The 26,111-nt window shown below is 67.6% G+C and carries 26 protein-coding genes and 1 pseudogene; 21 read left to right on the forward strand and 6 right to left on the reverse strand.

What is annotated here, in order from left to right; all coding sequences use genetic code 11:
- The first annotated feature begins 137 nt into the window (after window positions 1–137).
- From AC0KUR_RS16700 to AC0KUR_RS16715, 4 genes are all read left to right on the forward strand, one after another.
- Window positions 138–1,157 (forward strand): LacI family DNA-binding transcriptional regulator, encoded by a 1,020-nt coding sequence (locus AC0KUR_RS16700; RefSeq protein ID WP_034189125.1) that lies wholly within the window; start codon window positions 138–140, stop codon window positions 1,155–1,157.
- Window positions 1,154–2,434: an AGE family epimerase/isomerase gene (locus AC0KUR_RS16705; protein WP_473376195.1), complete on the forward strand. Its 1,281-nt coding sequence runs from the start codon at window positions 1,154–1,156 to the stop codon at window positions 2,432–2,434. Before AC0KUR_RS16700 ends, AC0KUR_RS16705 begins: the two co-directional genes overlap by 4 nt.
- Window positions 2,431–3,342, forward strand: a complete 912-nt coding sequence (locus tag AC0KUR_RS16710; RefSeq protein WP_034189123.1) for a carbohydrate kinase family protein — start codon at window positions 2,431–2,433, stop codon at window positions 3,340–3,342. Before AC0KUR_RS16705 ends, AC0KUR_RS16710 begins: the two co-directional genes overlap by 4 nt.
- 110 nt (window positions 3,343–3,452) lie before the next feature.
- Window positions 3,453–3,674 (forward strand): hypothetical protein, encoded by a 222-nt coding sequence (locus AC0KUR_RS16715; protein WP_021163760.1) that lies wholly within the window; start codon window positions 3,453–3,455, stop codon window positions 3,672–3,674.
- Between the two features lie 26 nt (window positions 3,675–3,700).
- Here the strand turns inward: AC0KUR_RS16715 and AC0KUR_RS16720 are convergent, their stop codons facing one another.
- Window positions 3,701–3,895 (reverse strand): DUF2905 domain-containing protein, encoded by a 195-nt coding sequence (locus tag AC0KUR_RS16720; RefSeq protein ID WP_006477606.1) that lies wholly within the window; start codon window positions 3,893–3,895, stop codon window positions 3,701–3,703.
- A gap of 12 nt (window positions 3,896–3,907) precedes the next feature.
- A complete protein-coding gene (locus AC0KUR_RS16725; protein ID WP_034189122.1) occupies window positions 3,908–5,098 on the reverse strand; it encodes a class I SAM-dependent methyltransferase in 1,191 nt (396 codons plus the stop codon).
- Window positions 5,099–5,111: 13 nt separating this feature from the next.
- On the opposite strand from AC0KUR_RS16725, the gene AC0KUR_RS16730 reads away from it, so the two are divergent.
- From AC0KUR_RS16730 to AC0KUR_RS16760, 7 genes are all read left to right on the forward strand, one after another.
- Window positions 5,112–5,855 carry an SDR family oxidoreductase gene (locus AC0KUR_RS16730; RefSeq protein ID WP_034189121.1) on the forward strand — a complete coding sequence of 248 codons (744 nt, stop codon included), beginning with the start codon at window positions 5,112–5,114 and terminating at the stop codon, window positions 5,853–5,855.
- Between the two features lie 75 nt (window positions 5,856–5,930).
- Complete coding sequence (locus AC0KUR_RS16735; protein ID WP_034189120.1) at window positions 5,931–6,335, forward strand: dihydroneopterin aldolase; 405 nt, start codon at window positions 5,931–5,933, stop codon at window positions 6,333–6,335.
- Window positions 6,332–7,324: a tRNA 2-thiocytidine(32) synthetase TtcA gene (gene ttcA, locus AC0KUR_RS16740; RefSeq protein ID WP_034189119.1), complete on the forward strand. Its 993-nt coding sequence runs from the start codon at window positions 6,332–6,334 to the stop codon at window positions 7,322–7,324. Before AC0KUR_RS16735 ends, ttcA begins: the two co-directional genes overlap by 4 nt.
- 135 nt (window positions 7,325–7,459) lie before the next feature.
- A complete protein-coding gene (gene glmU / locus AC0KUR_RS16745) occupies window positions 7,460–8,821 on the forward strand; it encodes a bifunctional UDP-N-acetylglucosamine diphosphorylase/glucosamine-1-phosphate N-acetyltransferase GlmU (protein ID WP_124609004.1) in 1,362 nt (453 codons plus the stop codon).
- A 54-nt stretch (window positions 8,822–8,875) separates the two neighbouring features.
- Window positions 8,876–10,693: a glutamine--fructose-6-phosphate transaminase (isomerizing) gene (gene glmS, locus AC0KUR_RS16750; RefSeq protein WP_473376196.1), complete on the forward strand. Its 1,818-nt coding sequence runs from the start codon at window positions 8,876–8,878 to the stop codon at window positions 10,691–10,693.
- Window positions 10,694–10,784: 91 nt separating this feature from the next.
- Window positions 10,785–11,237: a hypothetical protein gene (locus AC0KUR_RS16755; protein ID WP_034189116.1), complete on the forward strand. Its 453-nt coding sequence runs from the start codon at window positions 10,785–10,787 to the stop codon at window positions 11,235–11,237.
- A complete protein-coding gene (locus AC0KUR_RS16760; protein WP_034189115.1) occupies window positions 11,237–11,455 on the forward strand; it encodes a hypothetical protein in 219 nt (72 codons plus the stop codon). Before AC0KUR_RS16755 ends, AC0KUR_RS16760 begins: the two co-directional genes overlap by 1 nt.
- A 106-nt stretch (window positions 11,456–11,561) precedes the next feature.
- Here the strand turns inward: AC0KUR_RS16760 and AC0KUR_RS16765 are convergent, their stop codons facing one another.
- Both AC0KUR_RS16765 and AC0KUR_RS16770 read right to left on the reverse strand, forming a co-directional pair.
- Entirely contained in the window at window positions 11,562–12,398 is an 837-nt protein-coding gene (locus AC0KUR_RS16765) for an FTR1 family iron permease (protein ID WP_124609006.1), read from the reverse strand.
- A 12-nt stretch (window positions 12,399–12,410) separates the two neighbouring features.
- Window positions 12,411–12,743, reverse strand: a complete 333-nt coding sequence (locus AC0KUR_RS16770) for a cupredoxin domain-containing protein (RefSeq protein WP_011353437.1) — start codon at window positions 12,741–12,743, stop codon at window positions 12,411–12,413.
- A 334-nt stretch (window positions 12,744–13,077) separates the two neighbouring features.
- On the opposite strand from AC0KUR_RS16770, the gene AC0KUR_RS16775 reads away from it, so the two are divergent.
- Window positions 13,078–13,278, forward strand: a complete 201-nt coding sequence (locus AC0KUR_RS16775; protein WP_011353438.1) for a heavy-metal-associated domain-containing protein — start codon at window positions 13,078–13,080, stop codon at window positions 13,276–13,278.
- Window positions 13,279–13,338: 60 nt separating this feature from the next.
- Here AC0KUR_RS16775 and AC0KUR_RS16780 read toward each other — a convergent pair.
- Window positions 13,339–14,830, reverse strand: a pseudogene (locus AC0KUR_RS16780) (aldehyde dehydrogenase).
- 83 nt (window positions 14,831–14,913) lie between these two features.
- Complete coding sequence (locus tag AC0KUR_RS16785; protein ID WP_034189292.1) at window positions 14,914–15,465, reverse strand: cupin domain-containing protein; 552 nt, start codon at window positions 15,463–15,465, stop codon at window positions 14,914–14,916.
- Between the two features lie 413 nt (window positions 15,466–15,878).
- On the opposite strand from AC0KUR_RS16785, the gene AC0KUR_RS16790 reads away from it, so the two are divergent.
- The 9 genes from AC0KUR_RS16790 to AC0KUR_RS16830 all read left to right on the forward strand — a co-directional run bounded on the left by AC0KUR_RS16790 (window position 15,879) and on the right by AC0KUR_RS16830 (window position 26,070).
- On the forward strand, window positions 15,879–16,103 hold the full coding sequence (locus AC0KUR_RS16790; protein WP_072437498.1) for a hypothetical protein: 225 nt from the start codon (window positions 15,879–15,881) through the stop codon (window positions 16,101–16,103).
- 283 nt (window positions 16,104–16,386) lie between these two features.
- A complete protein-coding gene (locus AC0KUR_RS16795; RefSeq protein ID WP_034189112.1) occupies window positions 16,387–17,172 on the forward strand; it encodes a gamma-glutamyl-gamma-aminobutyrate hydrolase family protein in 786 nt (261 codons plus the stop codon).
- A gap of 30 nt (window positions 17,173–17,202) precedes the next feature.
- Window positions 17,203–18,540, forward strand: coding sequence for a glutamine synthetase family protein (locus AC0KUR_RS16800; protein WP_034189111.1), 1,338 nt, complete (start codon window positions 17,203–17,205; stop codon window positions 18,538–18,540).
- Window positions 18,541–18,577: 37 nt separating this feature from the next.
- On the forward strand, window positions 18,578–20,011 hold the full coding sequence (locus tag AC0KUR_RS16805; protein WP_069245719.1) for an aspartate aminotransferase family protein: 1,434 nt from the start codon (window positions 18,578–18,580) through the stop codon (window positions 20,009–20,011).
- A 61-nt stretch (window positions 20,012–20,072) separates the two neighbouring features.
- The gene (locus AC0KUR_RS16810; protein ID WP_034190333.1) at window positions 20,073–21,188 is read left to right on the forward strand and encodes a polyamine ABC transporter substrate-binding protein; all 1,116 of its coding nucleotides are present in this window, start codon (window positions 20,073–20,075) and stop codon (window positions 21,186–21,188) included.
- Window positions 21,189–21,376: 188 nt separating this feature from the next.
- On the forward strand, window positions 21,377–22,531 hold the full coding sequence (locus AC0KUR_RS16815; RefSeq protein WP_034190332.1) for an ABC transporter ATP-binding protein: 1,155 nt from the start codon (window positions 21,377–21,379) through the stop codon (window positions 22,529–22,531).
- A gap of 10 nt (window positions 22,532–22,541) precedes the next feature.
- Window positions 22,542–23,528, forward strand: coding sequence for an ABC transporter permease subunit (locus AC0KUR_RS16820; protein ID WP_034190331.1), 987 nt, complete (start codon window positions 22,542–22,544; stop codon window positions 23,526–23,528).
- Window positions 23,525–24,364: an ABC transporter permease subunit gene (locus tag AC0KUR_RS16825; protein WP_034190330.1), complete on the forward strand. Its 840-nt coding sequence runs from the start codon at window positions 23,525–23,527 to the stop codon at window positions 24,362–24,364. Before AC0KUR_RS16820 ends, AC0KUR_RS16825 begins: the two co-directional genes overlap by 4 nt.
- 113 nt (window positions 24,365–24,477) lie before the next feature.
- The gene (locus tag AC0KUR_RS16830; protein WP_034190329.1) at window positions 24,478–26,070 is read left to right on the forward strand and encodes a DUF3138 family protein; all 1,593 of its coding nucleotides are present in this window, start codon (window positions 24,478–24,480) and stop codon (window positions 26,068–26,070) included.
- Window positions 26,071–26,111: the final 41 nt, after the last annotated feature.

The raw sequence follows: 26,111 nt of genomic DNA on the forward strand, positions 1-26,111 counted from the left end.
TTAGTAACGGCGTTTTCGCAGATTAGCCCTTAAAAACCCGTTATTTGCGGGTATTCCCCGGTTATCCGGCCCGAATTCCGCATCGAGTTTTACTATACAATCGCCCCCACCCTAAACAAACCGGACCCGAACGAACGATGGGTACGACCATTCGCGATGTGGCGCGAGCGGCAGAGGTCTCGATCGGCACCGTCTCGCGCGCGCTGAAGAACCAGCCGGGCCTGTCCGAAGCCACGCGGGCGCGGATCGTCGAGATCGCGCAGCGGCTCGGCTACGATCCCGCGCAGTTGCGGCCGCGCATCCGCCGGCTCACCTTCCTGCTGCATCGCCAGCACAACCGCTTTCCCGCCAGCCCGTTCTTCTCGCACGTGCTGCACGGCGTCGAGGACGCGTGCCGCGAGCGCGGCATCGTGCCGACGCTGCTCACGGTCGGTCCGAACGACGACGTGCTGCGCCAGATGCGCCCGCACGCGCCCGACGCGATCGCGGTGGCCGGCTTCATCGAGCCCGAGACGATCGAGGCGCTCGCCGCGACCGGCCGGCCGCTCGTGCTGATCGACCTGTGGGCGCCCGGGCTGCGCTCGGTCAACATCGACAACGCGACGGGCGCCGCGCTCGCGATGCGCCACCTGCTCGCCACCGGCCGCACGCGGATCGCGTTCATCGGCGGCTCGCCCGCGCACTACAGCATCGCGCAGCGCGCGATCGGCTACCGGCGCGCGTTCTTCGAAGCCGGGCGGCTGTTCGACCCCGCGTACGAAGTGACGATCGACGCGGGGCTCGATCCCGACACGGGCGCCGCGCGCGCGATGGAGCAACTGCTCGACGCGCCGGGCCCGCGCCCCGAAGCCGTGTTCGCGTACAACGACGCGGCCGCGCTCGCCGCGCAGCGCGTGTGCACCGCGCGCGGCCTGCGGATTCCGGACGACATCGCGATCGTCGGCTTCGACAACATCCCGGCCGCCGCGCACGCGAGCCCGCCGCTCACGACGCTGTCGGTCGACAAGGAGGCGCTCGGCCGCCGCGGCGTCGAGCTGCTGCTCGCCGAGTCGCCCGAGCGCACCGAGATCTCCCTGCCCGTCGAGCTGATCGTGCGGGCCAGCAGCCAGCCCGCCGGCTCGCCGGCACTCGATACCGCAACGGTCACCGAATCATGAACATGCCCCCGGTCCAACCCTGCACGGCCGCACCGGCCGCCCACACGCCAGACGCACCGTTCGTCGCGAGCTTCCGCGATCCGTCGTTCCTGCTGTCGCACATCGAGGACACGCTGCGCTTCTACGCGACGAACGCATTCGACCCGACGGGCGGTTTCTACCATTACTTCCGCGACGACGGCAGCATCTACAACCGCACGTCGCGCCACCTCGTCAGCAGCTGCCGGTTCGTCTTCAACTACGCGATGGCGTACCGGCATTTCGGCGACCCGCGCCACCTGGAATACGCGCGCCACGGGCTGCGCTTCCTGCGCGACGCGCACTGGGACGACGAACTGCAGGGCTACGACTGGGAACTCGACTGGCGTGACGGCGGCAAGCACGCGACGCTCGACGGCGCGCGCCACTGCTACGGGCTCGCGTTCGTGCTGCTCGCGGCCGCGCATGCGACGATGGCCGGCATCGACGAGGCGCGCCCGCTGATCGCCGCGACCTACGAACTGGCCGAGCACCGCTTCTGGGATGCGGCCGCGGGCCTGTACGCGGACGATGCGACGCCGAACTGGATCGTGTCGTCGTACCGCGGCCAGAACGCGAACATGCACATGACCGAGGCGCTGCTCGCGGCGTACGAGGCGACCGGCCACCTCACATACCTCGATCGCGCGGAAAAGCTCGCGAGCCACGTCACGCAGCGCCAGGCCGCGCTGTCGGGCGGGCTCGTGTGGGAGCACTACCATGCGGACTGGTCGGTCGACTGGGATTACAACAAGGAAGACAGCTCGAACATCTTCCGCCCGTGGGGCTTCCAGCCCGGACACCAGACCGAATGGGCGAAGCTGCTGCTGATCCTCGAACGGCACCGCCCGCTCGACTGGCTCGTGCCGCGCGCGGCCGAGCTGTTCGACGCGGCGCTCACGCATGCGTGGGACGCCGACCACGGCGGCCTGTACTACGGTTTCGGCCCCGACTTCACGATCTGCGACCACAACAAGTACTTCTGGGTGCAGGCCGAAACCTTCGCGGCGGCCGCGATGCTCGGCGCGCGCACCGGCAGCGAGCGCTTCTGGGACTGGTACGACGAGATCTGGCGCTACAGCTGGGCCCATTTCGTCGATCACCGCTACGGCGCGTGGTACCGGATCCTCACCTGCGACAACCGCAAGTACAGCGACGAAAAGAGCCCGGCCGGCAAGACCGACTATCACACGATGGGCGCGTGCTACGACGTGCTCGCGACGCTCGCGCGCGCGCAACGCGGCGAACCGACGCAATGAGCGGCGGCACGTTTCCGGCTTTCGTGTCGGCGGGCGACATCCTGACCGACATGGTGCGCGCGGGCGATGCGCAATGGACCTCGGTGCCGGGCGGCGCCGGCTGGAACGTCGCACGCGCGGTCGCGCGGCTCGGCGTGCCGAGCGCGCTCGCGGGTTCGATCGGCGAAGACTGCTTCTCCGACGAACTGTGGCGCACGAGCGAAGCGGCCGGGCTCGACCTGCGCTTCCTGCAGCGGGTCGCGCGGCCGCCGCTGCTCGCGATCGTCCACGAGACCCGCCCGCCCGCCTATTTCTTCATCGGCGAAGCGAGTGCCGATCTCGCGTTCGATCCCGCACGGCTGCCGGCCGGCTGGGCCGACCACGTGAAATGGGCGCATTTCGGCTGCATCAGCCTCGTGCGCGAACCGCTCGCGGGCACGCTGGCCGCGCTGGCAGCCGAGCTGCACGCGCGCGGCGTGAAGATCAGCTTCGATCCGAACGTCCGGAACCTGATGACGGACGCGTACCGGCCGACGCTCGAGAAGATGGCCGCGCTCGCCGACCTGATCAAGGTATCCGACGAGGACCTGCGGCACCTGTTCGGCGGCGACGGCCCCGATGCGATCGCGGCGGTGCGCGCGCTGAACCCGCGCGCGGCCGTGCTCGTCACGCGCGGCGCGCAGGCGGCGACGCTCTACGCGGGCGGCGACGTGCTCGAGGCCAGCCCGCCGCGCGTCGAGGTGGCCGATACCGTCGGCGCGGGCGATGCGTCGATCGGCGGCCTGCTGTTCAGCCTGATGGCCGCCCCGCAGCGGTCGTGGCGCGAGCATCTCGTGTTCGCGCTGGCGGCGGGCGCCGCCGCGTGCCGGCATACGGGCGCGCACGCGCCGACGCTCGACGAGGTCGTCGCGCTGATCGAGCGCCGATAGCGGGACGGTGACCGGCCGCCGCGACCGGACGCCGTTCGGTCACCGATAAGCGGCGCTGTACATGCTGCGCCGCAGTGCTACGATGAAGTGTCCTTTTGCGGGAGAGCACGATGGACACGAACACGTTCACGAAAGGCATCTACACGGCCAAGGCGCATACCCAGCATGCGGGCAACGGGCAGTTTCAGGGTTACGTGATCCTCTCGCGCGACGACGGGGACGACACCGAGAACACACGTTACGACGTCCACTCGACGAGCCCCAGCGAGGAAGAAGCGTTCGACGAGGCGAAGGCGCTCGCGCACCGGATCCTCGGCGAGATCGAGCTGTAGCGCGCGCCCCCTCTTTCAGGCGCGGCTCAGAGCAGCCGCGCCACCATCGACAGCAGCATCGTCAGCACCAGCGTCGACATGAACGGGAACGGGTAGCGCCGCCCGCCGAGCGTCAGCGTGACGTCGCCCGGCATCCGCCCGATGCCGAGCTTGCCGAGCCACGGCCAGCAGCGCGTCAGGATCATCACCGCGATGAACGTCGTCAGCAGCCAGCGCAGCATGTCCGCCCTCGCTCAAAGCGCGTGCGAGCGGTCGCCGCGCGCGAACGCGTCGAGCGTGCCGTCGATGCCGCGCGAGAACGCGATCACCTTGAACAGCTCGCCCATCTCGGCTTCCGAGATCAGCTTCTGCACCGCGTTCGCGGCCGGCAGGAACGCGCGGATGTCGGACGGATCGATCGCGGCCAGCGCGTCGGTGATGCCGGCGTTCAGCAGGAAGCGCGCCTGCGACGTGTAGCCGAGCAGGTCGGCGCCGGTCGCGACGGCCGCGTCGTAGATGCCGGTGAATTCGACGTGCGCGGTGATGTCCTGCAGCCCCGGGTACAGGAACGGGTCGTCGTGCGCCTGGTGGCGGTAGTGGCACATCAGCGTGCCGCGGTCGCGCTGCGGATGGTAGTACTCGTGCGCCGGAAAGCCGTAGTCGACCAGCAGCACCGCGCCGCGCGCGAGCATCGTGCAGACGGTGCGCGTGAACGCCAGCGCGGCCTCGTGCGTCTCGGTCACGTAGCCGTCGCCGACGTCGAGCCCCGCGAGCGCCGGCGGCAGGCCGGCCGCGTCGGCGGGCCGGTCGTCGAACACGAACGCCTGGCGCGCGTCGAGCGCGACGCCGCGCTCGTGCCACGCGCCGCCCGCCTTCGCGAACAGCCGCACCGGCATCGCGTCGAGCACCTCGTTGCCGACCACGACGCCGTCGAACCGCTCGGGCAGCGCGTCGAGCCAGCGCACCTTCGCGGCCAGCGCCGGCGCGGCGGCCGCGATCGTGTCGCGCTGCCGTTCGCGCAGCTCGCCGGACAGGTCGACGATCAGGTATTCGTCGAGTTCGACGCGCTGCGCGTCGAGGGCGGCGAGCAGCCCGGCCGCGAGCTTGCCCGTGCCCGCGCCGAATTCCATCACGCGGCGCGTGTCGCTCGCCGCGAGCGCCTGCGCGACCGGTTGCGCGAGCGTTTGCGCGAACAGCGGCGACAGCTCCGGCGCGGTGACGAAGTCGCTGCCATCGTCGGCGCGGCGCCCGAACTTGCGGGCGCCGCCGCTGTAATAGCCGAGGCCGGGCGCATACAGCGCGCGCTCCATGAAACGGTCGAACGGCAGCCAGCCGCCGGCCGCCGCGATCTCGTCGCGCAGTTGCGCGGCAAGGGTTTCGGACTGCGCGAGCGCGTCGGGGCCGGGAGCAGGTAAACTAGCGGGTTCGTGAGCTTTCGGGTTCATCCCGGCATTGTAAATGACCGTTTCAGCCGATACGTCGACCCCGCGCGTGGTGCTCGTCACGGGCGCCCTGGGCAGCGCGGCCGACGCCGCGTCGATCGGCCGCGCGCTCGCGACGGGGTTCGCCCGCCGCGGCTGGGACGTCGCGCTGCAGCGCGGCCAGGGCGCGCCGCGCGCGGCCGCCGATGCGCTCGTCGCCGACGTCGCCGCGCTCGGCCGCCGCGCGGTCGTGCTGGACGCCGATCTGGCCCTGGAAACCGATGCGGCCGCGCTCGTCGCCGCGTGCGGCGAAGCGCTCGGCCGGCCCGCGTGCGCGGTGTTCGTCAGCGCCAGCGCGGGCGCCGACGACGCGCGGACGATCGACGGCGCGTCGCTCGCCGGCGCGCTCGCGCGCAACGTGACGGCGCCGCTCGCGCTGGCCCGCGCGCTCGCCGATGCGACGCCCGACGCCGCGCGCGAGCATGAAGCGCTGCGCGCGTGCGCGATTCACGTGCTGGATCAGGCCCTGTTTCACCCGGCACCGGCGCAGCTGTCGCACGCGCTGATGCAGGCCGCGCTGAACCGCGCGACGTCGGCGCTGGCGCTGGCACTCGCGCCGAAGGTGCGGGTCGCGGCGCTCGTGCGCGGTCACGCGCCGCACGCGGACGACATCGCGGCGGCCGCCTGCTATCTCGCGAGCGCGCCCGGCGTCACGGGCGCGACGCTGACCGTCGACGGCGGCGAGCACCTCGTGCCGCCCGCCGCCGGCCCGAATGAATGAACCGCGCGGGCGCGGCCTGACCGCCGCCGCCCGCGCCGCTTTGCGTGCGCGCACGCCAATTTGACTGGGACGACCATGTTTTCCGCTCTCCTGCACCCCCGCCTCGCGGATTGCCGCAGGCTCTACCTGCGCGACTACGAGGTGCACATCAACATCGGGGCCTTCGAACACGAGAAGCGCGGCGAGCAGCGCGTCGTCATCAACGTCGACCTGTTCGTGCCGCTCGCGCTGTCCACCCCCGTCGACGACCGGCTGCATGAAGTCGTCGACTACGATCTGATGAAGCAGAGCGTCGCGCAATGCGTGGCGCGCGGCCACATCCACCTGCAGGAAACGCTGTGCGACGCGATCGCCGCGCACCTGCTGGCGCACGACACCGTGCGCGCGGTACGCGTCTGTACCGAGAAACCGGACGCCTATCCGGACTGCGACGCCGTCGGCGTCGAAGTCTTTCGCATCAAGGACGAGGAGCGCGCATGAACGCCCCCCACACGAATGACACGGCGGCCGCGGCCGCCACCCTCGACGACGCCGCGCCGGCCGGCCGCCAGGCGCTGACGCGCCGCGAGCAGAAGGAAGCGTACGAGAACAACAAGCTGTACAAGCGGATCGTGCGCCAGGTCGGCCAGGCGATCGGCGACTACAACATGATCGAGCACGGCGACAAGGTGATGGTGTGCCTGTCGGGCGGCAAGGACAGCTACGCGATGCTCGACGTGCTGCTGCGCCTGCGCGAGCGCGCGCCGATCGACTTCGACATCGTCGCGGTGAACCTCGACCAGAAGCAGCCGGGCTTCCCCGAGCATGTGCTGCCCGAGTACCTGAAGCAGGTTGGCGTGCCGTTCCACATCGAGAACCAGGACACCTACAGCATCGTCAAGCGGCTCGTCCCCGAAGGCAAGACGACCTGCTCGCTGTGCTCGCGGCTGCGCCGCGGGATCCTGTACCGCGTGGCCGGCGAGCTCGGCGCGACCAAGATCGCGCTCGGCCACCATCGCGACGACATCGTGCAGACGCTGCTGCTCAACATGTTCTACGGCGGCAAGCTGAAGGGGATGCCGCCGAAGCTGCAGTCGGACGACGGCAAGAACATCGTGATCCGCCCGCTCGCGTACGTGAAGGAAACCGATCTCGAGAAATACGCGGAGTTGCGCGAATTTCCGATCATCCCGTGCAACCTGTGCGGCAGCCAGCCGAACCTGAAGCGCGCGGAAATGAAGGCGCTGATCCGCGAATGGGACAAGCGCTTCCCGGGCCGCGTCGACAACATGTTCAACGCGCTCGCGAAGGTCGTGCCGTCGCACCTGATGGACACGACGCTGTACCCGTTCCAGTCGCTGCGCGCGACCGGCGAGGCCGATCCGCAAGGCGACATCGCGTTCGACGAGGAACCGTGCGCATCGGGCGACGATACCGCCGCGCCGGGCGCCGCCCGGCCGATCTCGATCGTCCAGTTCGACGACCTGTAAGCAGGGCCCGAACCCCGCCGGAACAAGGGCCCGCGGCCCCTGTTCCGGCGCTGTCGCCCCGCCGCGACAGGCCCGGAACGGCGGGGGCCGCATGCTAAAATGGACGGCTTCGAACTCCTCAGACAAGCTGGCGCCATGAATATCGTGATTTTGGCGGCAGGCACCGGCAAGCGCATGCGTTCCGCGCTGCCGAAAGTGCTTCACCCCCTGGCCGGCAGGCCGCTTCTCTCCCACGTCATCGACACCGCGCGCACGCTGCAGCCGTCCCGGCTGGTGGTCGTCGTCGGTCACGGTGCCGAGCAGGTCGAAGCCGCCGTCGCCGCGCCCGATGTCCAGTTCGCGGTGCAGGCCGAGCAGCTCGGCACCGGCCACGCGGTGCGCCAGGCCCTGCCGCTCCTCGATCCCGCGCAACCGACGCTCGTGCTGTACGGCGACGTGCCGCTCACGCGCGCGTCGACGCTGCAGCGCCTCGTCGATGCCGCGCGCGAGGGCCGCTACGGGATTCTGACCGTCACGCTCGACGATCCGACCGGCTATGGCCGCATCGTGCGCGATGCGTCGGGCTTCGTCACGCGCATCGTCGAGCAGAAGGACGCCTCGCCGGACGAGCTGAGGATCGCCGAGATCAACACGGGCATCATCGTCACGCCGACGGCCCAGCTGTCGATGTGGCTCGGCGCGCTGAAGAACGAGAACGCGCAGGGCGAGTACTACCTGACCGACGTCGTCGAACTCGCGATCGAGGCCGGCTTCGAGGTCGTCACGTCGCAGCCCGACGAGGACTGGGAAACGCTCGGCGTCAACAGCAAGGCACAGCTCGCGGAACTCGAGCGGATCCACCAGCGCAACGTCGCGGATGCGCTGCTCGCCGACGGCGTCACGCTCGCCGATCCGGCGCGCCTCGACGTGCGCGGCACGCTGCGCTGCGGCCGCGACGTGTCGATCGACGTGAACTGCGTGTTCGAAGGCAACGTGACCCTCGCCGACAACGTGACGATCGGCGCGAACTGCGTGATCCGCAACGCGTCGGTCGGCACCGGCACGCGCATCGATGCGTTCACGCACATCGACGGCGCCGAGCTCGGCGCGCACACCGTGATCGGCCCGTACGCGCGGCTGCGCCCCGGCGCGCAGCTCGCGGACGAAGCGCACGTCGGCAACTTCGTCGAGGTGAAGAACGCGGTGATCGGCCACGGCTCGAAGGCGAACCACCTCACCTACATCGGCGACGCCGACATCGGCGCGCGCGTGAACATCGGCGCGGGCACGATCACCTGCAACTACGACGGTGCGAACAAGTTCCGCACCGTGATCGAGGACGACGTGTTCGTCGGCTCCGACACGCAGCTCGTCGCGCCCGTGCGCGTCGGCCGCGGCGTGACGATCGCCGCCGGCACGACGATCTGGAAGGACGTGGCCGACGGCCTGCTCGCGTTGAACGAGAAGACCCAGACCGCGAAGAGCGGCTACGTCCGCCCGGTCAAGAAGAAGAGCTGAACCTTTTGCGGGCGCCCCGGCGGCGCCCGCGTCGACTTACAGGATTGACCATTCATGTGCGGCATTGTCGGCGCAGTTGCGCAGCGTAATATCGTTCCGGTGCTGATCGAAGGATTGCGGCGCCTCGAATACCGTGGCTACGACTCGTGCGGCGTCGCCGTGCTCGAGCCGGGCGCGCCGAAGCGCGCGCGCAGCGTCGCGCGCGTCGCCGATCTCGACACGCAGGTGCGCGAGTCGCATCTCGAAGGCACGACGGGCGTCGCGCACACGCGCTGGGCGACGCACGGCGCGCCCGTCACGCACAACGCGCACCCGATCTTCTCGTCGAACGCGCTGGCGCTCGTGCACAACGGCATCATCGAGAACTTCGAGCCGCTGCGCGAGGCGCTGCGCGCGAAGGGCTACGAATTCGTGTCGCAGACCGACACCGAGGTGATCGCGCACCTCGTGCACAGCCTGTATCGCGGCAACCTGTTCGACGCCGTGCGCGAAGCCGTGCAGCAGCTGCACGGCGCGTATGCGATCGCCGTGATCCACAAGGACCAGCCGCATACCGTCGTCGGCGCGCGCCAGGGTTCGCCGCTCGTCGTCGGCCACGGCGACGGCGAGAACTTCCTCGCGTCCGATGCGCTCGCGCTCGCGGGCAGCACCGACCGCTTCACGTTCCTCGAGGAAGGCGACGTGTGCGAGCTGTCGCTCGACGGCGTGACGATCGTCGATCGTCACGGCGCCACCGTGCAGCGCGAGATCCGCGTGGTCAGCGCGTACGGCGGCGCGGTCGAGCTCGGCCCCTATCGCCACTTCATGCAGAAGGAAATCTTCGAGCAGCCGCGCGCGATCAGCGATACCGTGCCGCAGACGGAAGCCTTCGGCGCGACGCTGTTCGGCGACGCCGCGCCCGCCGCGTTCGCGGAGATCGACAGCCTGCTGATCCTCGCCTGCGGCACGAGCTACTACTCGGGCCTCACCGCGAAGTACTGGCTCGAATCGATCGCGAAGATCCCGACGCAGGTCGAGATCGCGAGCGAATACCGCTACCGCGAATCGGTGCCGAACCCGCGCCAGCTCGTGCTCGTGATCTCGCAGTCGGGCGAGACGGCCGACACGCTCGCGGCGCTCAAGCACGCGCAGTCGCTCGGCCACACGCACACGCTCGCGGTGTGCAACGTCGCGACGAGCGCGATGGTGCGCCTGACGGAAATGCAGTTCCTCACGCATGCGGGCACCGAGATCGGCGTCGCATCGACGAAGGCGTTCACGACGCAGCTCGTCGCGCTGTTCGTGCTGGCCGCGACGCTCGGCAAGCTGCGCGGGCACGTCGACGCCGCGCAGGAAGCGCAATTCCTGAAGGAGCTGCGCCACCTGCCGGCCGCGCTGAACAGCGTGCTCGCGCTCGAGCCGCAGATCATCGCGTGGTCGGAGGAGTTCGCGCGCAAGGAAAACGCGCTGTTCCTCGGCCGCGGGCTGCACTACCCGATCGCGCTGGAAGGCGCGCTGAAGCTGAAGGAAATCTCGTACATCCACGCCGAGGCCTATCCGGCCGGCGAACTGAAGCACGGGCCGCTCGCACTCGTCACGGAAGCGATGCCGGTCGTCACGGTCGCGCCGAACGACACGCTGCTCGAGAAACTGAAGTCGAACATGCAGGAAGTGCGCGCGCGCGGCGGCGAGCTGTACGTGTTCGCCGATGCCGATACGCAGATCGTCAACGACGACGGCCTGCACGTGATCCGGATGCCGGAACACTACGGGCAGCTGTCGCCGATCCTGCACGTCGTGCCGCTGCAGCTGCTCGCATATCACACCGCGTGCGCGCGCGGCACCGACGTCGACAAACCGCGGAACCTCGCGAAATCGGTGACGGTGGAGTAACGCAGGACGACCGGGATGGCCCGCGCCGGGCCACCCCCATCGCGCCGCGGTGCGAAGCAGGCCATTCGGCCAGGTCGAAGACGGAGAGACAATGGTAAGACTGATTGGATGCGGATTGCTGGCGCTGACGTTCGCGTCGACGGGCTGGGCCGCCGAGCATTATGTCGAGGTCTGGAACCCGCCCGAGGCACGACATCCGGCGGCCCGTACGCCGGCCGCGCGCACGGGCGCCGACGCGCGTACCGGCAAGAGCGCGGAGAAGCACGCGAGCGTCACGCCGAAAGCCCCCGCGAAGCCGCACAAGCGCCGTGTCGCGCAAGCCGTGAAAGCCGGCCCGCATCACCCGGCCGCCACCGCGACCGAAACGCCAGCCGCGCCGCGCCCTGTCGCACAACCCGCGCCGGGCCGCCTCACGGTGATGCACCCGGCCGGCTCCGACGAGACGCACGCGCTGGGCTTCTCCAACATCCCGCGTCAATACACGCCGGACGGCAACGTGCTGCAGGTCGGCACGCAGGGCCGCGCCGCGGAGGTGACTCGATAATGGAAGCGCAAACCTACCACGGCTACCAGATCTGGGGCCATGCGATCCTGCAGCAGGAGGAGATCATGCAGCCCGACCGATTCGCGGCGAGCGGCACGATCACGCAGAACAACAAGCTGGTCGAGGCATCCGGCGTGCTCGGCGTCTTCGATACCGAGGACGAGGCGCGCGAAGCGGGGCTCGAATGGGCCCGCGCCTGGATCGACAGCCACCGCTGACCGGCCGCGCCACCGTACGCGTGCCGTGACGGTCGCGGCGATCACGCATCGCACATGAAAGAAGGGGCGTCGACGACGCCCCTTCTTTCATTCGAACCCGCAACGCTCAGGCGGTCGCGCGCGGCGGCCTCGCCACCTGCCGCGGCCGGCCGACGAGCCGGGCCAGCACGAGGATCGCCGCCAGCGTCGCGACGTACGCGGCGATCTGGATGCCCGCCGGACGCGCGGTATAGCCGATCAGCGTATGGAGCGCCTTGCCGACGATGCTCGACTCCTTGAGCAGCCACGACGTGTCCCAGATCGCGTCGCCCCACGACGGCACGAGCCCCGCGGCCAGCAGGAAGCCGACGCACTGGCTCGCCATCCCCGCCGCGAGCAGCACGATCAGCGCATTGGTGACGGAGAACAGGCGCTTCAGCGGAATCTGCAGCAGGCCCGCATACATCGCATAGCCGAGCCCGGCGCCACCGAGCACGCCGAGCAGCCCGCCGACGATCATCTGCGGCGTCTGTCCCGGATCGCCCGCCGCGATCCCGTAGAGGAACAGCACGGCCTCGGAGCCTTCGCGCAGCACCGCGACGCCGACCACGATGGCAAGACCCGTCAGCGGCCGGCGGCCGGCCGCGACGGCCCGGCCGACTTCGCCCATATGCAGCGCCATCTCGCGGCCGTGCCGGCTCATCCAGATGCAGTGCCACGCCAGCATCAGCGTCGCGACGAACATCACGCCCGCGTTGAAGACTTCCTGCCCCATGCCGGACGCCCATTGCGAGATCACGTCGGCGAACGCCGCGATCAGGCCGGCGCCGATCACGCCGCCGGCCAGCCCGCCGCTCACCCACCAGCCGCGCCGCGGCACGCCCTTCGTGGCGGCCATCACGATCGAGACCACCAGCGCGGCCTCGAGCACTTCACGAAAGACGATCAGGGCAGTCGACAGCATGTCGGTTTCCGCTTACTTGACGGTCAGGTGCGTCTTCGACTGCGCTTCGTGATACTCGTCGTGGAACTCGTAGGTGCCCGCCTTCAGCGGCCCGACGAGGATCTCGACCGACTTGCCGGCCGGCACGACCTTCTCCGCCTTGAAGTCGTCGCTCTCGAATTCCGCGGGCGTCGCGTCGAGGTTCTTCACGACGAATTTCACCTTCTTGCCGGCGGGGATCGTCACGCCATCGGGTGAAAACTTGTGGTCCTTCAGGGTCAGGTTGACGACGTCGTCGGCAGCGAATGCGGACGTTGCCGATGCGCCCAGCAGGGCCAGCGCGAAGCCGAAAGCAAAACGATTCATGGTCGGAAACGGAGAACGGATCTTGAGGGGAATCGATACTAAGAGCGATTCGCATTTCCACAATGAATGCCCACGTTTTCAATATGGAAATAATGCTCCGTATCGTTTCACGGCATGTTGTCCGGAAAGGCTTTTCCCGACGCGCGACGCCGCGCGGCCACGGTCAATCGGGCCAAACACCGACCGGCATGCGCGGCGCCGCGCCGATTCGTCCGACCACCGCCCGACGCGTCATCCATCGGCCGCGCGGTATCCTTCACACAGTGCTTGACCTTCCCACCATGGCAAACTTCATGCTGACGGTGTTCGTCAATCGTCCACTCAGGAGAACACGATGGAATTCGAAGTGCAGGACATGACCTGCGGCGGCTGCGCCAATGCGATCACGCGTGCGGTGACGGCCGCCGATCCCGCCGCGAAGCTCGACATCGACGTCGCGGCGAAAATCGTCAAGGTCGAATCGGCGCAAGGCGCCGAGCGCGTGCAGTCGATCATCGAGGCCGCCGGCTTCCATCCCGCGCTGCGCGCCGCCTGACGCGCCCTCGGAAAGGCGGGCGCACCGCCGCACGGCGATGCGCCCGCACACGGCAGCGCGTCAGCGCAGCCGGATCAGCGTCGACTTCAGCTCGGTGTATTTCTCGAGCGCGTGCAGCGACTTGTCGCGGCCGTTGCCCGACTGCTTGTAGCCGCCGAACGGGAAGTTCATGTCGCCGCCCTCGTCGTAGCAGTTCACCCACACGGTACCCGCACGCAGCCGGCGCGACACGTCGTGCGCGGTCGTCAGGTTCGACGTCCACACGGCCGCGGCCAGCCCGTATTCGGTGTCGTTCGCGATCCGCACGGCCTCGTCGACGTCGTCGAACACGATCACCGACAGCACGGGCCCGAAGATTTCCTCGCGCGCGATCCTCGCATCGGGCGTCACCTCGAACACCGTCGGCTCGACGTAAAAGCCGCCCGTCTCCTCCTTCACGCGCGCCCCGCCCGTGACGAGCCGGCCTTCGCCGCGCCCCGCCTCGATGTATCCGAGCACGCGTTCGAGCTGGATGCCGTCGACGATCGCCCCCATCGACACCGACGGGTCGAGCGGGTTGCCCGGCACGTACGCGCGGGCGGCCGCGACGAGCTTCTCGATGAAGGCGTCCTTGATGTCGCGATGCACGAGCAGCCGCGACCCGGCCGTACACATCTCGCCCATGTTGTAGAAGATCGCGCCGGCCGCCGTTTGCGCGGCACGGTCGAGATCGGGGCAATCGGGCAGCACGATGTTCGGCGACTTGCCGCCGAGCTCGAGCCATGCGCGCTTCAGGTTCGACTGCGCCGCGTACTGCATGATCAGCTTGCCGACGGCCGTCGAGCCCGTGAACGCGATGCAGTCGACGTCGCGATGCAGCGCGAGCAGCTTGCCCGGTTCGCCAGCGCCCGGCACGACGTTGAACACGCCGGCCGGGATGCCGGCTTCGAACGCGAGCTGCGCGACGCGGATCGCGGTCAGCGGCGATTTCTCCGACGGCTTCAGCACGACGCTGTTGCCGGCCGCGAGCGCGGGGCCGAATTTCCACGCGGCCATCAGGATCGGGAAATTCCACGGCACGACGGCCGCCACCACGCCGACCGGCTCGCGCGTGACGAGACCGACCAGATGATGATCGGCCGGCGCGACCTCGCCGCCGACCTTGTCGATCGCTTCCGCGAACCATTCGACGCAGTACGCGGCGCCCGGCACGTCGACCGTCGTCGTGTCGCCGATCGGCTTGCCCGCGTCGAGCGTCTCGAGCAGCGACAGTTCGTCGAGATGCTCGCGCATCAGCGCGGCCCAGCGCAGCAGCACGGCCTTGCGTGCGCGCGGGTTCAGGCCGGCCCATACGCCTGCGTCGAACGCCCGGCGTGCCGCCGCGACGGCTGCGTTCACGTCGGCTTCGCCGCAGTCGGCGACCTTCGCGAGCACGCGGCCGTCGATCGGGCTCACGCAGTCGAACGTCTTGCCGCCGTGCGCGTCGCGCCGACGCGCCGTCGATGAATGCGCGCCCTTCGATCCGGAGCGACGCCGCCTTGTCCTGCCAGTCAGCCAAAGTCAACTTGTTCATCAGGATGCCTCAATGTTGTGACATTCGCGGTGCGCCGCGCACCTGACGCGCGGCCGGCCTGCAGCGAATGCGATGACGCGCGGTCAGAAGGTCGCCGGCGAATTGGCCGAGACGACCTCGCAGATCAGTTCCGCGCTGGGATTGCGAAAACGGTGCGGCAAACGGCTTTCGAAGTAGTAGCCGTCTCCGGGGTCGAGCAGCCACGTCGCGCCGTCGACGGTCAGCTCGAGCCGGCCCGACACGACGACACCGCCCTCGTGCCCCGCATGCACGAGCATCTCGGGGCCCGTGTCGGCGTGCGGCTGATAGATCTCGCGCAGGATGCACATGTTGCGGTCCTTCACGCTCGCGCCGACCAGATGAAACGCGAGCGTGTCGTTGCCGAGGTTCGGCATCTCGTCACGACGCGACACGACCGAGCGCGACTCGACGAGCTCGAACGTGAAGAACTCCGCCAGACTCATCGGTATGCATTCGAGCAACTTCTTCAGCGATCCGACCGACGGGCTCACGCGCCCCTGTTCGATCAGCGAGATCGTGCCGTTGGTCACGCCGGCCCGCTTCGCGAGTTCGCGCTGCGACAGGCCATGCTTGTTGCGCACGAAGCGCAGGCGCTCGGCGACTTCGGTGGACATCGATTCGGTTTCGGACACGATAGGTGCGATGACAAAGTGAAACGACGCAGTGGACAGCCGTTGAATATTCTAATCACTTTATGCCGCAGATCAGCGGGGAAAACCCTGAAAGGCGTTCGAAATAATGAACACCTCGCCGACTATTCCGTTTGCGAATCTTTTGTTCGCACTGCTCGGGAAAGCCCTGATGCAGGACCGTTAAAAAACATTTGACGCCGTTTTTGGCTCGTATATGCTGGCTCTCAGGTCAGCGTCATTTTGTTTTCACAGGCAGCAAAAAGCGTTATTGCAACGCAAAAATTGATGCCCATCAATGTAAATGACGCATAACCGGCGCCTTGATTATTTTAAACGCCCAGCGCGTTGAAAAGATCGGGTGTTCAATACTTTCAACAACCCAGTCGAGTGTAATCGTGAGAGTCCGTGGCCCTCTGGTGAGGTGGGATCGTAGCGTGGCGCGAAGTTCGCGCAGCGCGGCATCCCCTTCCGATGGCAGTTGCGGCTGGCATAGTCCTCGCCTGCAGCATCTGTCGATCTACACCATCCTGTCTCGTCGTTCCGTTCGGCGCCACAACGCCGTATCCGCACGCGCATTCGTCGCCGTCGATACCGACGAAGTGGCGTCGCTGCTGCCGTAGCGCCTCTCCTTTCTTTACGCCGTTCGTTTCATCCGCTGATTCGCCAACCGCATGGTCCGTGCGGTGACGGAACGCGTTCGCGCATTCGTTGCCGCGTCGCGTGTCGCAATGAAACGAACGACGGCCTGATCGTCGCGCGCAGCGCGGATCGCCACGCCATCCCGTTGCGCCCATTCACCAGCGGCCTTGCGCCTTGCGCCAGGCTGCGGGGCTGTTGCACGCCCGCGTTTCGCGCCGTCCGGCGAGCCGCACGCAACAACCCTCTGGATAGCTGATAGACGTCATGGAAAGGAAACCCCTCGTCGGCATCACCGCCGACCTCACGCAAATCGGCGCACACGCGTCGCACACGGTCGGCGACAAATACGTCGCCGCGATCGTCGACGGCGCGCACGCGTTCGCGATGGTGCTGCCTGCACTCGGCGAGCGCCAGTCGGTCGACGACGTGCTCGCCACGGTCGACGGGCTGCTGTTTACCGGCAGCTATTCGAACGTCGAGCCGCACCGGTACGGCGGCGAACCGAGCGCGCCCGGCACGAAGCACGACCCGGCACGCGACGCGACGACGCTGCCGCTGCTGCGCGCGGCGATCGCCGCGGGCGTACCCGTGCTCGCCGTCTGCCGCGGCTTCCAGGAGCTGAACGTCGTCTGCGGTGGCACGCTGCACCAGCGCGTGCATGAAGTGCCGGGCCTCGCCGATCACCGCGAGGACGACGACGCGCCGATGGACACGCAATACGGCCCCGCGCACGTCGTGCGCCTGACGCCCGGCGGCCGGTTGCATGCACTTGCCGGCGGCCGCGACGAAGTGCACGTGAACTCGCTGCACAAGCAGGGCATCGCGCAGCTCGGCTCCGGCCTCGCCGTCGAAGCCGTCGCGCCGGACGGCCTGATCGAGGCCGTCAGCGTCGTCGACGCACCGGCTTTCGCCCTCGCCGTGCAATGGCACCCCGAATGGCGCCATGCGCAGGACCCGCTGTCAAGCGCGATCTTCCGCGCCTTCGGCGATGCCTGCCGCGCCCGCCGCACTGCCCGCACGCGCGCCATGGCCGCCGCCGCGCTCGCCTGAGCGCGCCGCCCCAAACCCACGAGAACAGACATGCAAGACATCGAAGATTTCCTGAAGCAGCACCGGATCACCGAGATCGAAGCGATCATCCCCGACATGGCCGGCATCGCGCGCGGCAAGATCACGCCGCGCAACAAGTTCACGTCCGGCGAATCGATGCGCCTGCCGCAGGCCGTGATGGTGCAGACCGTCACCGGCGAATATCCGGAAGACGGCTCGCTGACCGGCGTGACCGACCCCGACATGGTGTGCGTGCCCGACACGTCGACGATCCGCCTGATCCCGTGGGCCGTCGACCCGACCGCGCAGGTGATCCACGACTGCGTGCACTTCGACGGCTCGCCGGTCGAGATCTCGCCGCGCTACGTGCTGCGCCGCGTGCTCGACCTGTACAAGGCGAAGGGCTGGAAACCCGTCGTCGCGCCGGAGCTCGAGTTCTATCTCGTCGACATGAACAAGGACCCGGACCTGCCGCTGCGTCCGCCGGTCGGCCGCACGGGCCGCCCCGAAACGGGCCGCCAGTCGTATTCGATCGAGGCCGTCAACGAGTTCGATCCGCTGTTCGAGGACATCTACGAGTACTGCGAATCGCAGAACCTCGACATCGACACGCTGATCCACGAAGTCGGCGCCGCGCAGATGGAGATCAACTTCATGCACGGCGACGCGCTGTCGCTGGCCGACCAGGTGTTCCTGTTCAAGCGCACGGTGCGCGAGGCCGCGCTGCGTCACAACATGTACGCGACCTTCATGGCCAAGCCGATGGAGGACGAACCGGGTTCGGCGATGCACGTGCACCAGAGCATCGTCGACGAGGAAACGGGCCAGAACCTGTTCACGTCGCCGGAAACCGGCGGCGCGACGTCGATGTTCTACAACTACCTCGCGGGCCTGCAGAAGTACACGCCGGCGCTGATGCCGATCTTCGCGCCGTACATCAACTCGTACCGCCGCCTGTCGCGCTTCATGGCCGCGCCGATCAACGTGCAGTGGGGCTACGACAACCGCACGGTCGGCTTCCGCATCCCGCACTCGGGCCCGTCGGCACGGCGCATCGAGAACCGCATCCCGGGCGTCGACTGCAACCCGTACCTCGCGCTCGCCGCGACGCTCGCGGCCGGCTATCTCGGCATGACGCAGCGCCTGGAGCCGACCGAGCCGCTCGTCAGCGACGGCTACGACCTGCCGTACCAGCTGCCGCGCAACCTCGAGGAAGGGCTGACGCTGATGGCCGCGTGCGAACCGCTCGGCGAGATCCTCGGCCACAAGTTCCTGAAGGCGTATTTCGCGTTGAAGGAAACCGAATACGAAGCGTTCTTCCGCGTGATCAGCTCGTGGGAACGCCGCCATCTGCTGCTGCACGTCTGAACGTGCGCACAACCGAATACGGAATCACGGAGGAAACATGACTTACCGCAACGAATCTGCCTGGATCCAGCCGGCCGCGCCGGCCGCCGCGCCGCGCGCGACGCAGGCACGCTCGACCGCCGAATACCGCGCGCTCGACGCCGCGCACCACATCCACCCGTTCTCGGACATGGGCGCGCTGAACCGCGCCGGCAGCCGCGTGATCGTGAAGGCCGACGGCGTCTACCTGTGGGATTCGGACGGCAACAAGGTGATCGACGGGATGGCCGGCCTGTGGTGCGTGAACGTCGGCTACGGCCGCAAGGAACTCGCCGACGCCGCGTATCGCCAGCTGCAGGAACTGCCGTTCTACAACACGTTCTTCAAGACCACGCACCCGCCGGTGATCGAGCTGTCCGCGCTGCTCGCGGAACTGACGCCGGCCGGCTTCAACCACTTCTTCTACTGCAACAGCGGCTCGGAAGGCAACGACACGGTGCTGCGCCTCGTGCACCAGTACTGGCGCGTGCAGGGCAAGCCGCAGAAGAAGTTCGTGATCTCGCGCAAGAACGGCTACCACGGCTCGACCATCGCGGGCGGCACGCTCGGAGGGATGGGCTACATGCACGAGCAGATGCCGTCGAAGGTCGAGCACATCGTGCATATCGACCAGCCGTATTTCTTCGGCGAAGCGCAGCCGGGCGAGACGCCGGAAGCGTTCGGCCTCGCGCGCGCGCAGCAGCTCGAGGCGAAGATCCTCGAGCTCGGCGCGGAGAACGTTGCCGCGTTCATCGGCGAGCCGTTCCAGGGCGCGGGCGGCGTGATCTTCCCGCCGTCGACGTACTGGCCGGAAATCCAGCGGATCTGTCGCAAGTACGACATCCTGCTCGTCGCCGACGAGGTGATCGGCGGCTTCGGGCGCACCGGCGAATGGTTCGCGCATCAGCACTTCGGTTTCGAGCCGGACCTGATCACGATGGCCAAGGGCCTCACGTCGGGTTATGTGCCGATGGGGGCGGTCGGCATTCACGAGCGCGTGGCGCGGCCGATCATCGACAACGGCGAATTCAATCACGGCCTCACGTACTCGGGCCACCCGGTGGCGGCGGCCGTCGCGGTCGCGAACCTGAAGCTGCTGCGCGACGAAGGCATCGTCGAGCGCGTGAAGACCGACACGGGCCCGTACTTCCAGGCGCTGATGCGCGAGACCTTCGCGCGTCACCCGATCGTCGGCGAGGTGCATGGTCACGGCCTCGTCGCGAGCCTCCAGCTCGCCGAATCGCCGGCCGATCGCCGCCGCTTCGCGAACGGCGGCGACGTCGGCACGATCTGCCGCGACTTCTGCTTCAACGGCAACCTGATCATGCGCGCGACCGGCGACCGGATGCTGCTGTCGCCGCCGCTCGTGATCACGCGCCAGGAAATCGATGAACTCGTGTCGAAGGCGAAGAAAGCCGTCGATGCAACCGCCCAGCAACTGGGTATTTCGTAACGGCTTTGCCTACAGGCGTGCGGCGGGCGCCGCACGCCGCCATAACCAGGGGAATTCCACCATGCGTGCCAGCTTTCTTCGCCAAGCCTGTTCTGTTGCCGCCCTTGCCGCCGCGGCCGCGTTCACGTCGGTCGCCAGCCCGACGGCGCGTGCCGACGAGCTGAATGTCTACAACTGGTCCGACTACATCGCACCGGACACGATCCCGAACTTCCAGAAGCAGACGGGCATCCACGTCAAGTACGACAACTACGACAGCGACGACACGCTTCAGGCGAAGCTGCTGGCCGGCAGCTCGGGCTACGACATCGTCGTGCCGACGTCGAACTACATGGCCAAGCAGATCCAGGCCGGCGTGTACCAGAAGCTCGACAAGTCGAAGATTCCGAACCTCGCGAACCTCGACCCGCTGCTGATGAAGATGATTGCCGACGCCGATCCGGGCAACCAGTACGGCGTGCCCTGGGCCTACGGCACGGACGGCATCGGCTACAACGCGCAGGCGGTGAAGAAGGCGCTCGGCGACAAGGCGCCGGTCGACAGCTGGGCGCTGGTGTTCGACCCGGCCAACATGGAAAAGCTGAAGAGCTGCGGCGTGTCGTTCCTCGACCAGGCCGTCGACGTGTTCGCCGCCACGCTGCAATACATGGGCAAGAACCCGAACAGCACGAACCCCGGCGACTACCAGGCCGCATTCGAAGTCCTGAAGAAAGTCCGCCCGTACATCACCCAGTTCAACTCGTCCGGCTACATCAACGACCTCGCGAACAACGACGTGTGCGTCGTGCTCGGCTGGTCGGGCGACGTCGGCATCGCGCACCGCCGTTCGGCGGAAGCGAAGCGTTCGTACGACATCAAGTTCTCGAACCCGAAGGAAGGCGGCCTGCTGTGGTTCGACGTGATGGTGATCCCGAAGGATGCGCCGCACCCCGAGGCCGCACTGAAGTGGATCAACTACGTGTCCGATCCGAAGGTCAACGCGGCGATCACCAACACGGTGTTCTACCCGACCGCGAACAAGGCGGCGCACCAGTTCGTCACGCCGGCCGTCGCGCAGGACCCGACCGTCTACCCGCCGGAAGACGTGCTGAAGAAGATGGTGCTGATGAAGCCGATGCCGGCCGACATCCTGCGCCTCGAGAACCGTCTGTGGGCCCAGCTGAAGACGGGCCACTGATCGTCATGCATTACGGCGGCGCAGGCATCGCATCACGCCTGCCCGCCTGAGATTCGCGGACCTCCGTCCGCCCGCGCGCGCCGCGCGCACTGTTCCATCCGGCACGAGCCGTTGTCCGCGAGTCGCGTTGCGCGCCTCGTGCGGGGACGCTCACGCCCGCAATCCGTGAAGAACGAATGGTGACTCCCATGCAATCGATACCCTCTTCCGCTGCTGCACGACAGACCCAACCGGCCGCCGCGGCCCGTCCGCAAAACGACGCGTTCGTGCGCATCGAAAACGTCGTGAAGAAGTTCGGCGACAGCACGGCCGTCGACAACGTGAACCTGACGATCGCGAAGAACGAATTATTCGCACTGCTCGGCAGCTCGGGCTGCGGCAAGTCGACGCTGCTGCGCATGCTCGCCGGGCTGGAAACGGCGACCTCCGGCAAGATCTTCGTCGACGGCGAGGACCTCGCGTCGCTGCCGCCGTACCGCCGCCCGGTCAACATGATGTTCCAGTCGTACGCGCTGTTTCCGCACATGACGGTCGAATCGAACGTCGCGTTCGGCCTGAAGCAGGAAGGCACGCCGAAAAACGAGATCAAGGAGCGCGTGGCCGATGCGCTCGCGCTCGTGCAGATGGGCAAGTACGCGCAGCGCAAGCCGCACCAGCTCTCCGGCGGCCAGCAGCAGCGCGTCGCGCTGGCCCGTTCGCTGGTCAAGCGCCCGAAGCTGCTGCTGCTCGACGAGCCGATGTCCGCGCTCGACAAGAAGATCCGCCAGAAGACCCAGCTCGAACTCGTGAACATCATCGAGAAGGTCGACGTGACCTGCGTGATGGTCACGCACGACCAGGAAGAGGCGATGACGATGGCCAGCCGCCTCGCGGTGATGAGCGAAGGCAAGATCGTGCAGATCGGCGCGCCGGGCGAGGTGTACGAATTCCCGAACAGCCGCTTCTCGGCCGAATTCATCGGCTCGACCAACCTGTTCGAGGGCCGCGTCGTCGAGGACGAACCCGATCACATCTTCGTCGAGAGCGACGATCTCGAGGCGCGCATGTACGTGAGCCACGGCGTCACGGGCCCGCTCGGCATGCCGGTCGGCATCTCGGTGCGCCCGGAGCGCATCCACGTGTCGCGCGAGAAGCCGGGCTCGAAGCACAACTGGGCGCGCGGCGTCGTGACCGACATCGCGTACATGGGCAGCTACTCGCTGTACCACGTGCGCTTGCCGAGCGGCAAGACGGTCGTGTCGAACCTGTCGAGCTCGCACCTGATGAACGACAACGCGCCGGCGTGGAACGACGACGTGTTCGTGTCGTGGTCGCCGGCCAGCGGCGTCGTGCTGACGCAATGAGGGCGACGCGATGAGAACCTCTGCTTCCACGCCTTCCACGCCGGTGTCGGCCGGCGCCTCGAGCATGGCCGCCGGCCGCTCGCGCCCGGGCCGCTTCGCCGCGCTGTCGCGCTTCCTGCCGTCGGGCCGCAGCGTCGCGATCGGCGTGCCGTTCCTGTGGCTCGCGGTGTTCTTCGCGCTGCCGTTCGTGCTGGTGCTGAAGATCAGCTTCGCCGACCAGGTGATGGGCATTCCGCCGTACACGTCGCTCGTCGAAATCAAGGACGGCGTCGTGCACTTCGCGCTGCAGCTGTCGCACTACGCGTTCCTGCTGCAGGACGACCTGTATATCGCGACCTACCTCAGCTCGCTGAAGATGGCCGCCGTGTCGACGGTGCTGTGTCTGCTGATCGGGTACCCGATGGCGTACTACATCGCGCGCTCGGAGCCGAACCGCCGCAACGTGCTGATGATGGCCGTGATGCTGCCGTTCTGGACGTCGTTCCTGATCCGCGTGTACGCGTGGATCGGGATCCTGAAGGACGACGGCCTCCTGAACCACACGCTGATCGCGCTCGGCATCATCCACACGCCGCTGCGGCTGTACCACAGCGACGCGGGCGTCTACATCGGGATGGTCTATTCGTACCTGCCGTTCATGGTGATGCCGCTGTACGCGCACCTCGTGAAGATGGACCTGACGCTGCTCGAAGCCGCATACGACCTGGGCGCGAAGCCGTGGGTCGCGTTCACGCGGATCACGCTGCCGCTGTCGAAGAACGGGATCATCGCCGGCAGCCTGCTGGTGTTCATCCCGGCGGTGGGCGAGTACGTGATTCCGGAGCTGCTCGGCGGCGCCGACACGCTGATGATCGGCCGCGTGATGTGGGATGAATTCTTCAACAACATGGACTGGCCGATGGCGTCCGCGGTGACGGTCGCGATGGTGCTGCTGTTGCTGGTGCCGATGGCGCTGTTCCAGTACTACCAGGTCAAGGAACTGGAGGAAGCGAAATGATCAAGCCGAGCAAACCGCTGTCGACGGGCGTCCTCGCCTTCGGCTTCCTGTTCCTGTACATCCCGATCATCAGCCTGATCGTGTACTCGTTCAACGAGTCGAAGCTGGTGACGGTGTGGTCGGGCTTCTCGCTGAAGTGGTACGCGGCGCTGCTGGAGGACGACGAGCTGCTGACGGCCGCGTGGCTGTCGCTGAAGATCGGCCTCCTGACGGCGACCGCGTCGGTCGTGATCGGCACGTGGGCGGGCTTCGTGCTCGCGCGCTTCGGCCGCTTCAAGGGCTTCACGCTGTACACGGGGATGATCAACGCGCCGCTGGTGATTCCGGAAGTGATCCAGGGCATCTCGCTGCTGCTGCTGTTCGTGGCGCTGGAGCAGATGTTCGGCTGGCCGAAGGGCCGCGGGATGCTGACGATCTGGATCGGTCACGTGATGCTGTGCGTGTCGTACGTGGCGATCATCGTGCAGTCGCGCGTGAAGGAGATGAACAAGTCGCTGGAAGAAGCGGCGCTCGATCTCGGGGCAACGCCGCTGAAGGTGTTCTTCGTGGTGACGCTGCCGCTGATCTCGCAGGCGCTGCTGTCGGGCTGGCTGCTGTCGTTCACGCTGTCGATCGACGACCTGGTGCTGTCGGCGTTCCTGTCCGGGCCGGGCTCGACGACGCTGCCGCTGGTGGTGTTCTCGCGCGTGCGGCTGGGGCTGAACCCGGAGATGAATGCGCTGGCGACGCTGTTCATCACGGCCGTGACGATCGGCGTGATCGTCGTGAACCGGATGATGATCGCCCGCGAGCGGCGCCGCATGGCCGACCTGAAGGCGGCGTTCGCGGCGGCATGACGGCCCACCCGCTTCGAGGATAACAAGCACGGCAGACAAGCAAGACGCGCTGCCCCAGGGGGGGCGCGCGATTCGATCCCGATTTGACAGGCGCACGACAAGGAGAATCCGCAATGAAGAAGAAACTGATCTGCCTGCTGGTGGCCGGCGCGTTGCCGGGCATCGCGCTGGCCGGTTCCACATCCGCCGAGATCAAGGCGCTGCAGGCGCAGGTCGCGGCACTGCAGAAACAGATGAAGGCGATGCAGGCGCAGCTCGCCGCGAAGCCGGGCGGCACGGCGGTCGCGACTGCCGGCGCGGGTGCAGGCGCCGGCACGGGCGGCGGCGGCAAGGTCGTCGCGGTGGCCGCCGATCCGGGCTCGCCGGATTACGGCAAGGCACAGGCCACGCTGACCAACGACGAGGTCAGCGAAATGAAGCAGCAGATCGCGAACCAGCAGCTGAAGGTCGATTCGCTGACCGACGCGGCCAACACGGGCCCGCTGGCCGGCCTGTCGGTCACGGGCTACATCGACCCGACCTACATCTACAACCGCGCGGCCGGCACGTCGTCGTTCCTGTTCGCGAACCACGAGAACGCGTACAACTACTTCAACAGCACGTTCGGCGATCTCTACCTCGACATCAAGAAGACGTTCGGCGTCGGCCCGATGGCGCCGTCGGCCGAGATCACGCTGATGCCGAACCGCGGCAACGGCATCACGCTGCTGCAGAACTCGCGCGGCTCGATCACCGACAACCTGCTGAACACGGCGGTCGTCAACGTGCCGATCACCGCCACGACGACACTGGTCGCCGGCCTGATCCCGAGCTTCGGCGGCTACGAGGTGCAGCAGTCGAACCAGATGCTCACGCTCACGCACAACCTGCTGTACGATTTCTCCGATCCGGGCAGCTACGTCGGTGTCGGCGCGAACTACACGAAGGGCAACTGGGCGTGGAAGTTCTTCCTCGGCAACGAGCAGTACCGCACGTACGGTTCGGTCACGCAGACGGGCACCAATGCGCTCGGCGATCCGATCACCACCAGCAACAAGGTGCCGACCTTCACCGCGCGCGCGGACTACACGTGGTCGAGCGCGCTCGATATCGGCGGTTCGTTCAACATCGGCCGGCAGACGCTGTCGAGCGCGATCGATGACAACGGCGTCGTCCACTACGGCCCGGGCGGGGCGGCACCGAGCGCATACGGTTCGTTCTTCTTCGGCGAACTCGACGCGACCTACACGCTCGCCGATATTCAGTACAACGCGGAAGTCGACTACGGCCGGCAGCAGCACGCGGCGTTCAACGGCGGGCTCGCGCAGTGGTACGGCCTGTCGCTGCTCGCGCACCGCAAGTTCAACGCGCCGGTGGTCGGCCGCATGGGCGTGACGCTGCGCTACGACCTGCTCGCCAACTCGAAGAACGGCGGCGGCGGCGGCGGCATCGCGCTGAACGGCAACGGGATGGATCCGAGCAACGGCTTCGGCGTCGACGCGGACTGCCTCGCGCAGTCGAAGGCCGGCGGCGGCCTCGGCTTCGAGTGCAAGGGGGCGGTACGCCAGGACGTCGCGCTCGACCTGCTGTTCTATCCGACCCAGCAGATCACCGTGAAGGTCGAATACCGGCACGACTGGGCGAACAACAAGGTGTTCCTGCGCAACGACGGTTCGTACGGCAAGTCCAACGACCTGCTCGCCACGCAGTTCATCTATTCATTCTGACGCAGCACACGCGGGACGCCGTGCCGCGCGCACGGCGTCCC

The sequence above is a fragment of the Burkholderia sp. YHN3-13 genome (assembly GCF_055810675.1).

Excerpts from the sequence above, each read along its gene's own strand:
- AC0KUR_RS16765 (WP_124609006.1), bottom strand. The coding sequence starts at position 12,398 with ATGCTGTCGACTGCCCTGATCGTCTTTCGTGAAGTGCTCGAGGCCGCG.
- AC0KUR_RS16720 (WP_006477606.1), bottom strand. The coding sequence starts at position 3,895 with ATGCTGCGCTGGCTGCTGACGACGTTCATCGCGGTGATGATCCTGACG.
- AC0KUR_RS16795 (WP_034189112.1), top strand. The coding sequence starts at position 16,387 with ATGGAAAGGAAACCCCTCGTCGGCATCACCGCCGACCTCACGCAAATC.
- AC0KUR_RS16805 (WP_069245719.1), top strand. The coding sequence starts at position 18,578 with ATGACTTACCGCAACGAATCTGCCTGGATCCAGCCGGCCGCGCCGGCC.
- AC0KUR_RS16770 (WP_011353437.1), bottom strand. The coding sequence starts at position 12,743 with ATGAATCGTTTTGCTTTCGGCTTCGCGCTGGCCCTGCTGGGCGCATCG.
- AC0KUR_RS16730 (WP_034189121.1), top strand. The coding sequence starts at position 5,112 with ATGACCGTTTCAGCCGATACGTCGACCCCGCGCGTGGTGCTCGTCACG.
- ttcA (WP_034189119.1), top strand. The coding sequence starts at position 6,332 with ATGAACGCCCCCCACACGAATGACACGGCGGCCGCGGCCGCCACCCTC.
- AC0KUR_RS16775 (WP_011353438.1), top strand. The coding sequence starts at position 13,078 with ATGGAATTCGAAGTGCAGGACATGACCTGCGGCGGCTGCGCCAATGCG.
- AC0KUR_RS16700 (WP_034189125.1), top strand. The coding sequence starts at position 138 with ATGGGTACGACCATTCGCGATGTGGCGCGAGCGGCAGAGGTCTCGATC.
- AC0KUR_RS16735 (WP_034189120.1), top strand. The coding sequence starts at position 5,931 with ATGTTTTCCGCTCTCCTGCACCCCCGCCTCGCGGATTGCCGCAGGCTC.
- AC0KUR_RS16825 (WP_034190330.1), top strand. The coding sequence starts at position 23,525 with ATGATCAAGCCGAGCAAACCGCTGTCGACGGGCGTCCTCGCCTTCGGC.
- AC0KUR_RS16830 (WP_034190329.1), top strand. The coding sequence starts at position 24,478 with ATGAAGAAGAAACTGATCTGCCTGCTGGTGGCCGGCGCGTTGCCGGGC.
- AC0KUR_RS16810 (WP_034190333.1), top strand. The coding sequence starts at position 20,073 with ATGCGTGCCAGCTTTCTTCGCCAAGCCTGTTCTGTTGCCGCCCTTGCC.
- AC0KUR_RS16705 (WP_473376195.1), top strand. The coding sequence starts at position 1,154 with ATGAACATGCCCCCGGTCCAACCCTGCACGGCCGCACCGGCCGCCCAC.
- AC0KUR_RS16785 (WP_034189292.1), bottom strand. The coding sequence starts at position 15,465 with ATGTCCACCGAAGTCGCCGAGCGCCTGCGCTTCGTGCGCAACAAGCAT.
- AC0KUR_RS16800 (WP_034189111.1), top strand. The coding sequence starts at position 17,203 with ATGCAAGACATCGAAGATTTCCTGAAGCAGCACCGGATCACCGAGATC.
- AC0KUR_RS16725 (WP_034189122.1), bottom strand. The coding sequence starts at position 5,098 with ATGAACCCGAAAGCTCACGAACCCGCTAGTTTACCTGCTCCCGGCCCC.
- glmS (WP_473376196.1), top strand. The coding sequence starts at position 8,876 with ATGTGCGGCATTGTCGGCGCAGTTGCGCAGCGTAATATCGTTCCGGTG.
- AC0KUR_RS16815 (WP_034190332.1), top strand. The coding sequence starts at position 21,377 with ATGCAATCGATACCCTCTTCCGCTGCTGCACGACAGACCCAACCGGCC.
- AC0KUR_RS16760 (WP_034189115.1), top strand. The coding sequence starts at position 11,237 with ATGGAAGCGCAAACCTACCACGGCTACCAGATCTGGGGCCATGCGATC.
- AC0KUR_RS16820 (WP_034190331.1), top strand. The coding sequence starts at position 22,542 with ATGAGAACCTCTGCTTCCACGCCTTCCACGCCGGTGTCGGCCGGCGCC.
- AC0KUR_RS16710 (WP_034189123.1), top strand. The coding sequence starts at position 2,431 with ATGAGCGGCGGCACGTTTCCGGCTTTCGTGTCGGCGGGCGACATCCTG.
- AC0KUR_RS16755 (WP_034189116.1), top strand. The coding sequence starts at position 10,785 with ATGGTAAGACTGATTGGATGCGGATTGCTGGCGCTGACGTTCGCGTCG.
- glmU (WP_124609004.1), top strand. The coding sequence starts at position 7,460 with ATGAATATCGTGATTTTGGCGGCAGGCACCGGCAAGCGCATGCGTTCC.
- AC0KUR_RS16715 (WP_021163760.1), top strand. The coding sequence starts at position 3,453 with ATGGACACGAACACGTTCACGAAAGGCATCTACACGGCCAAGGCGCAT.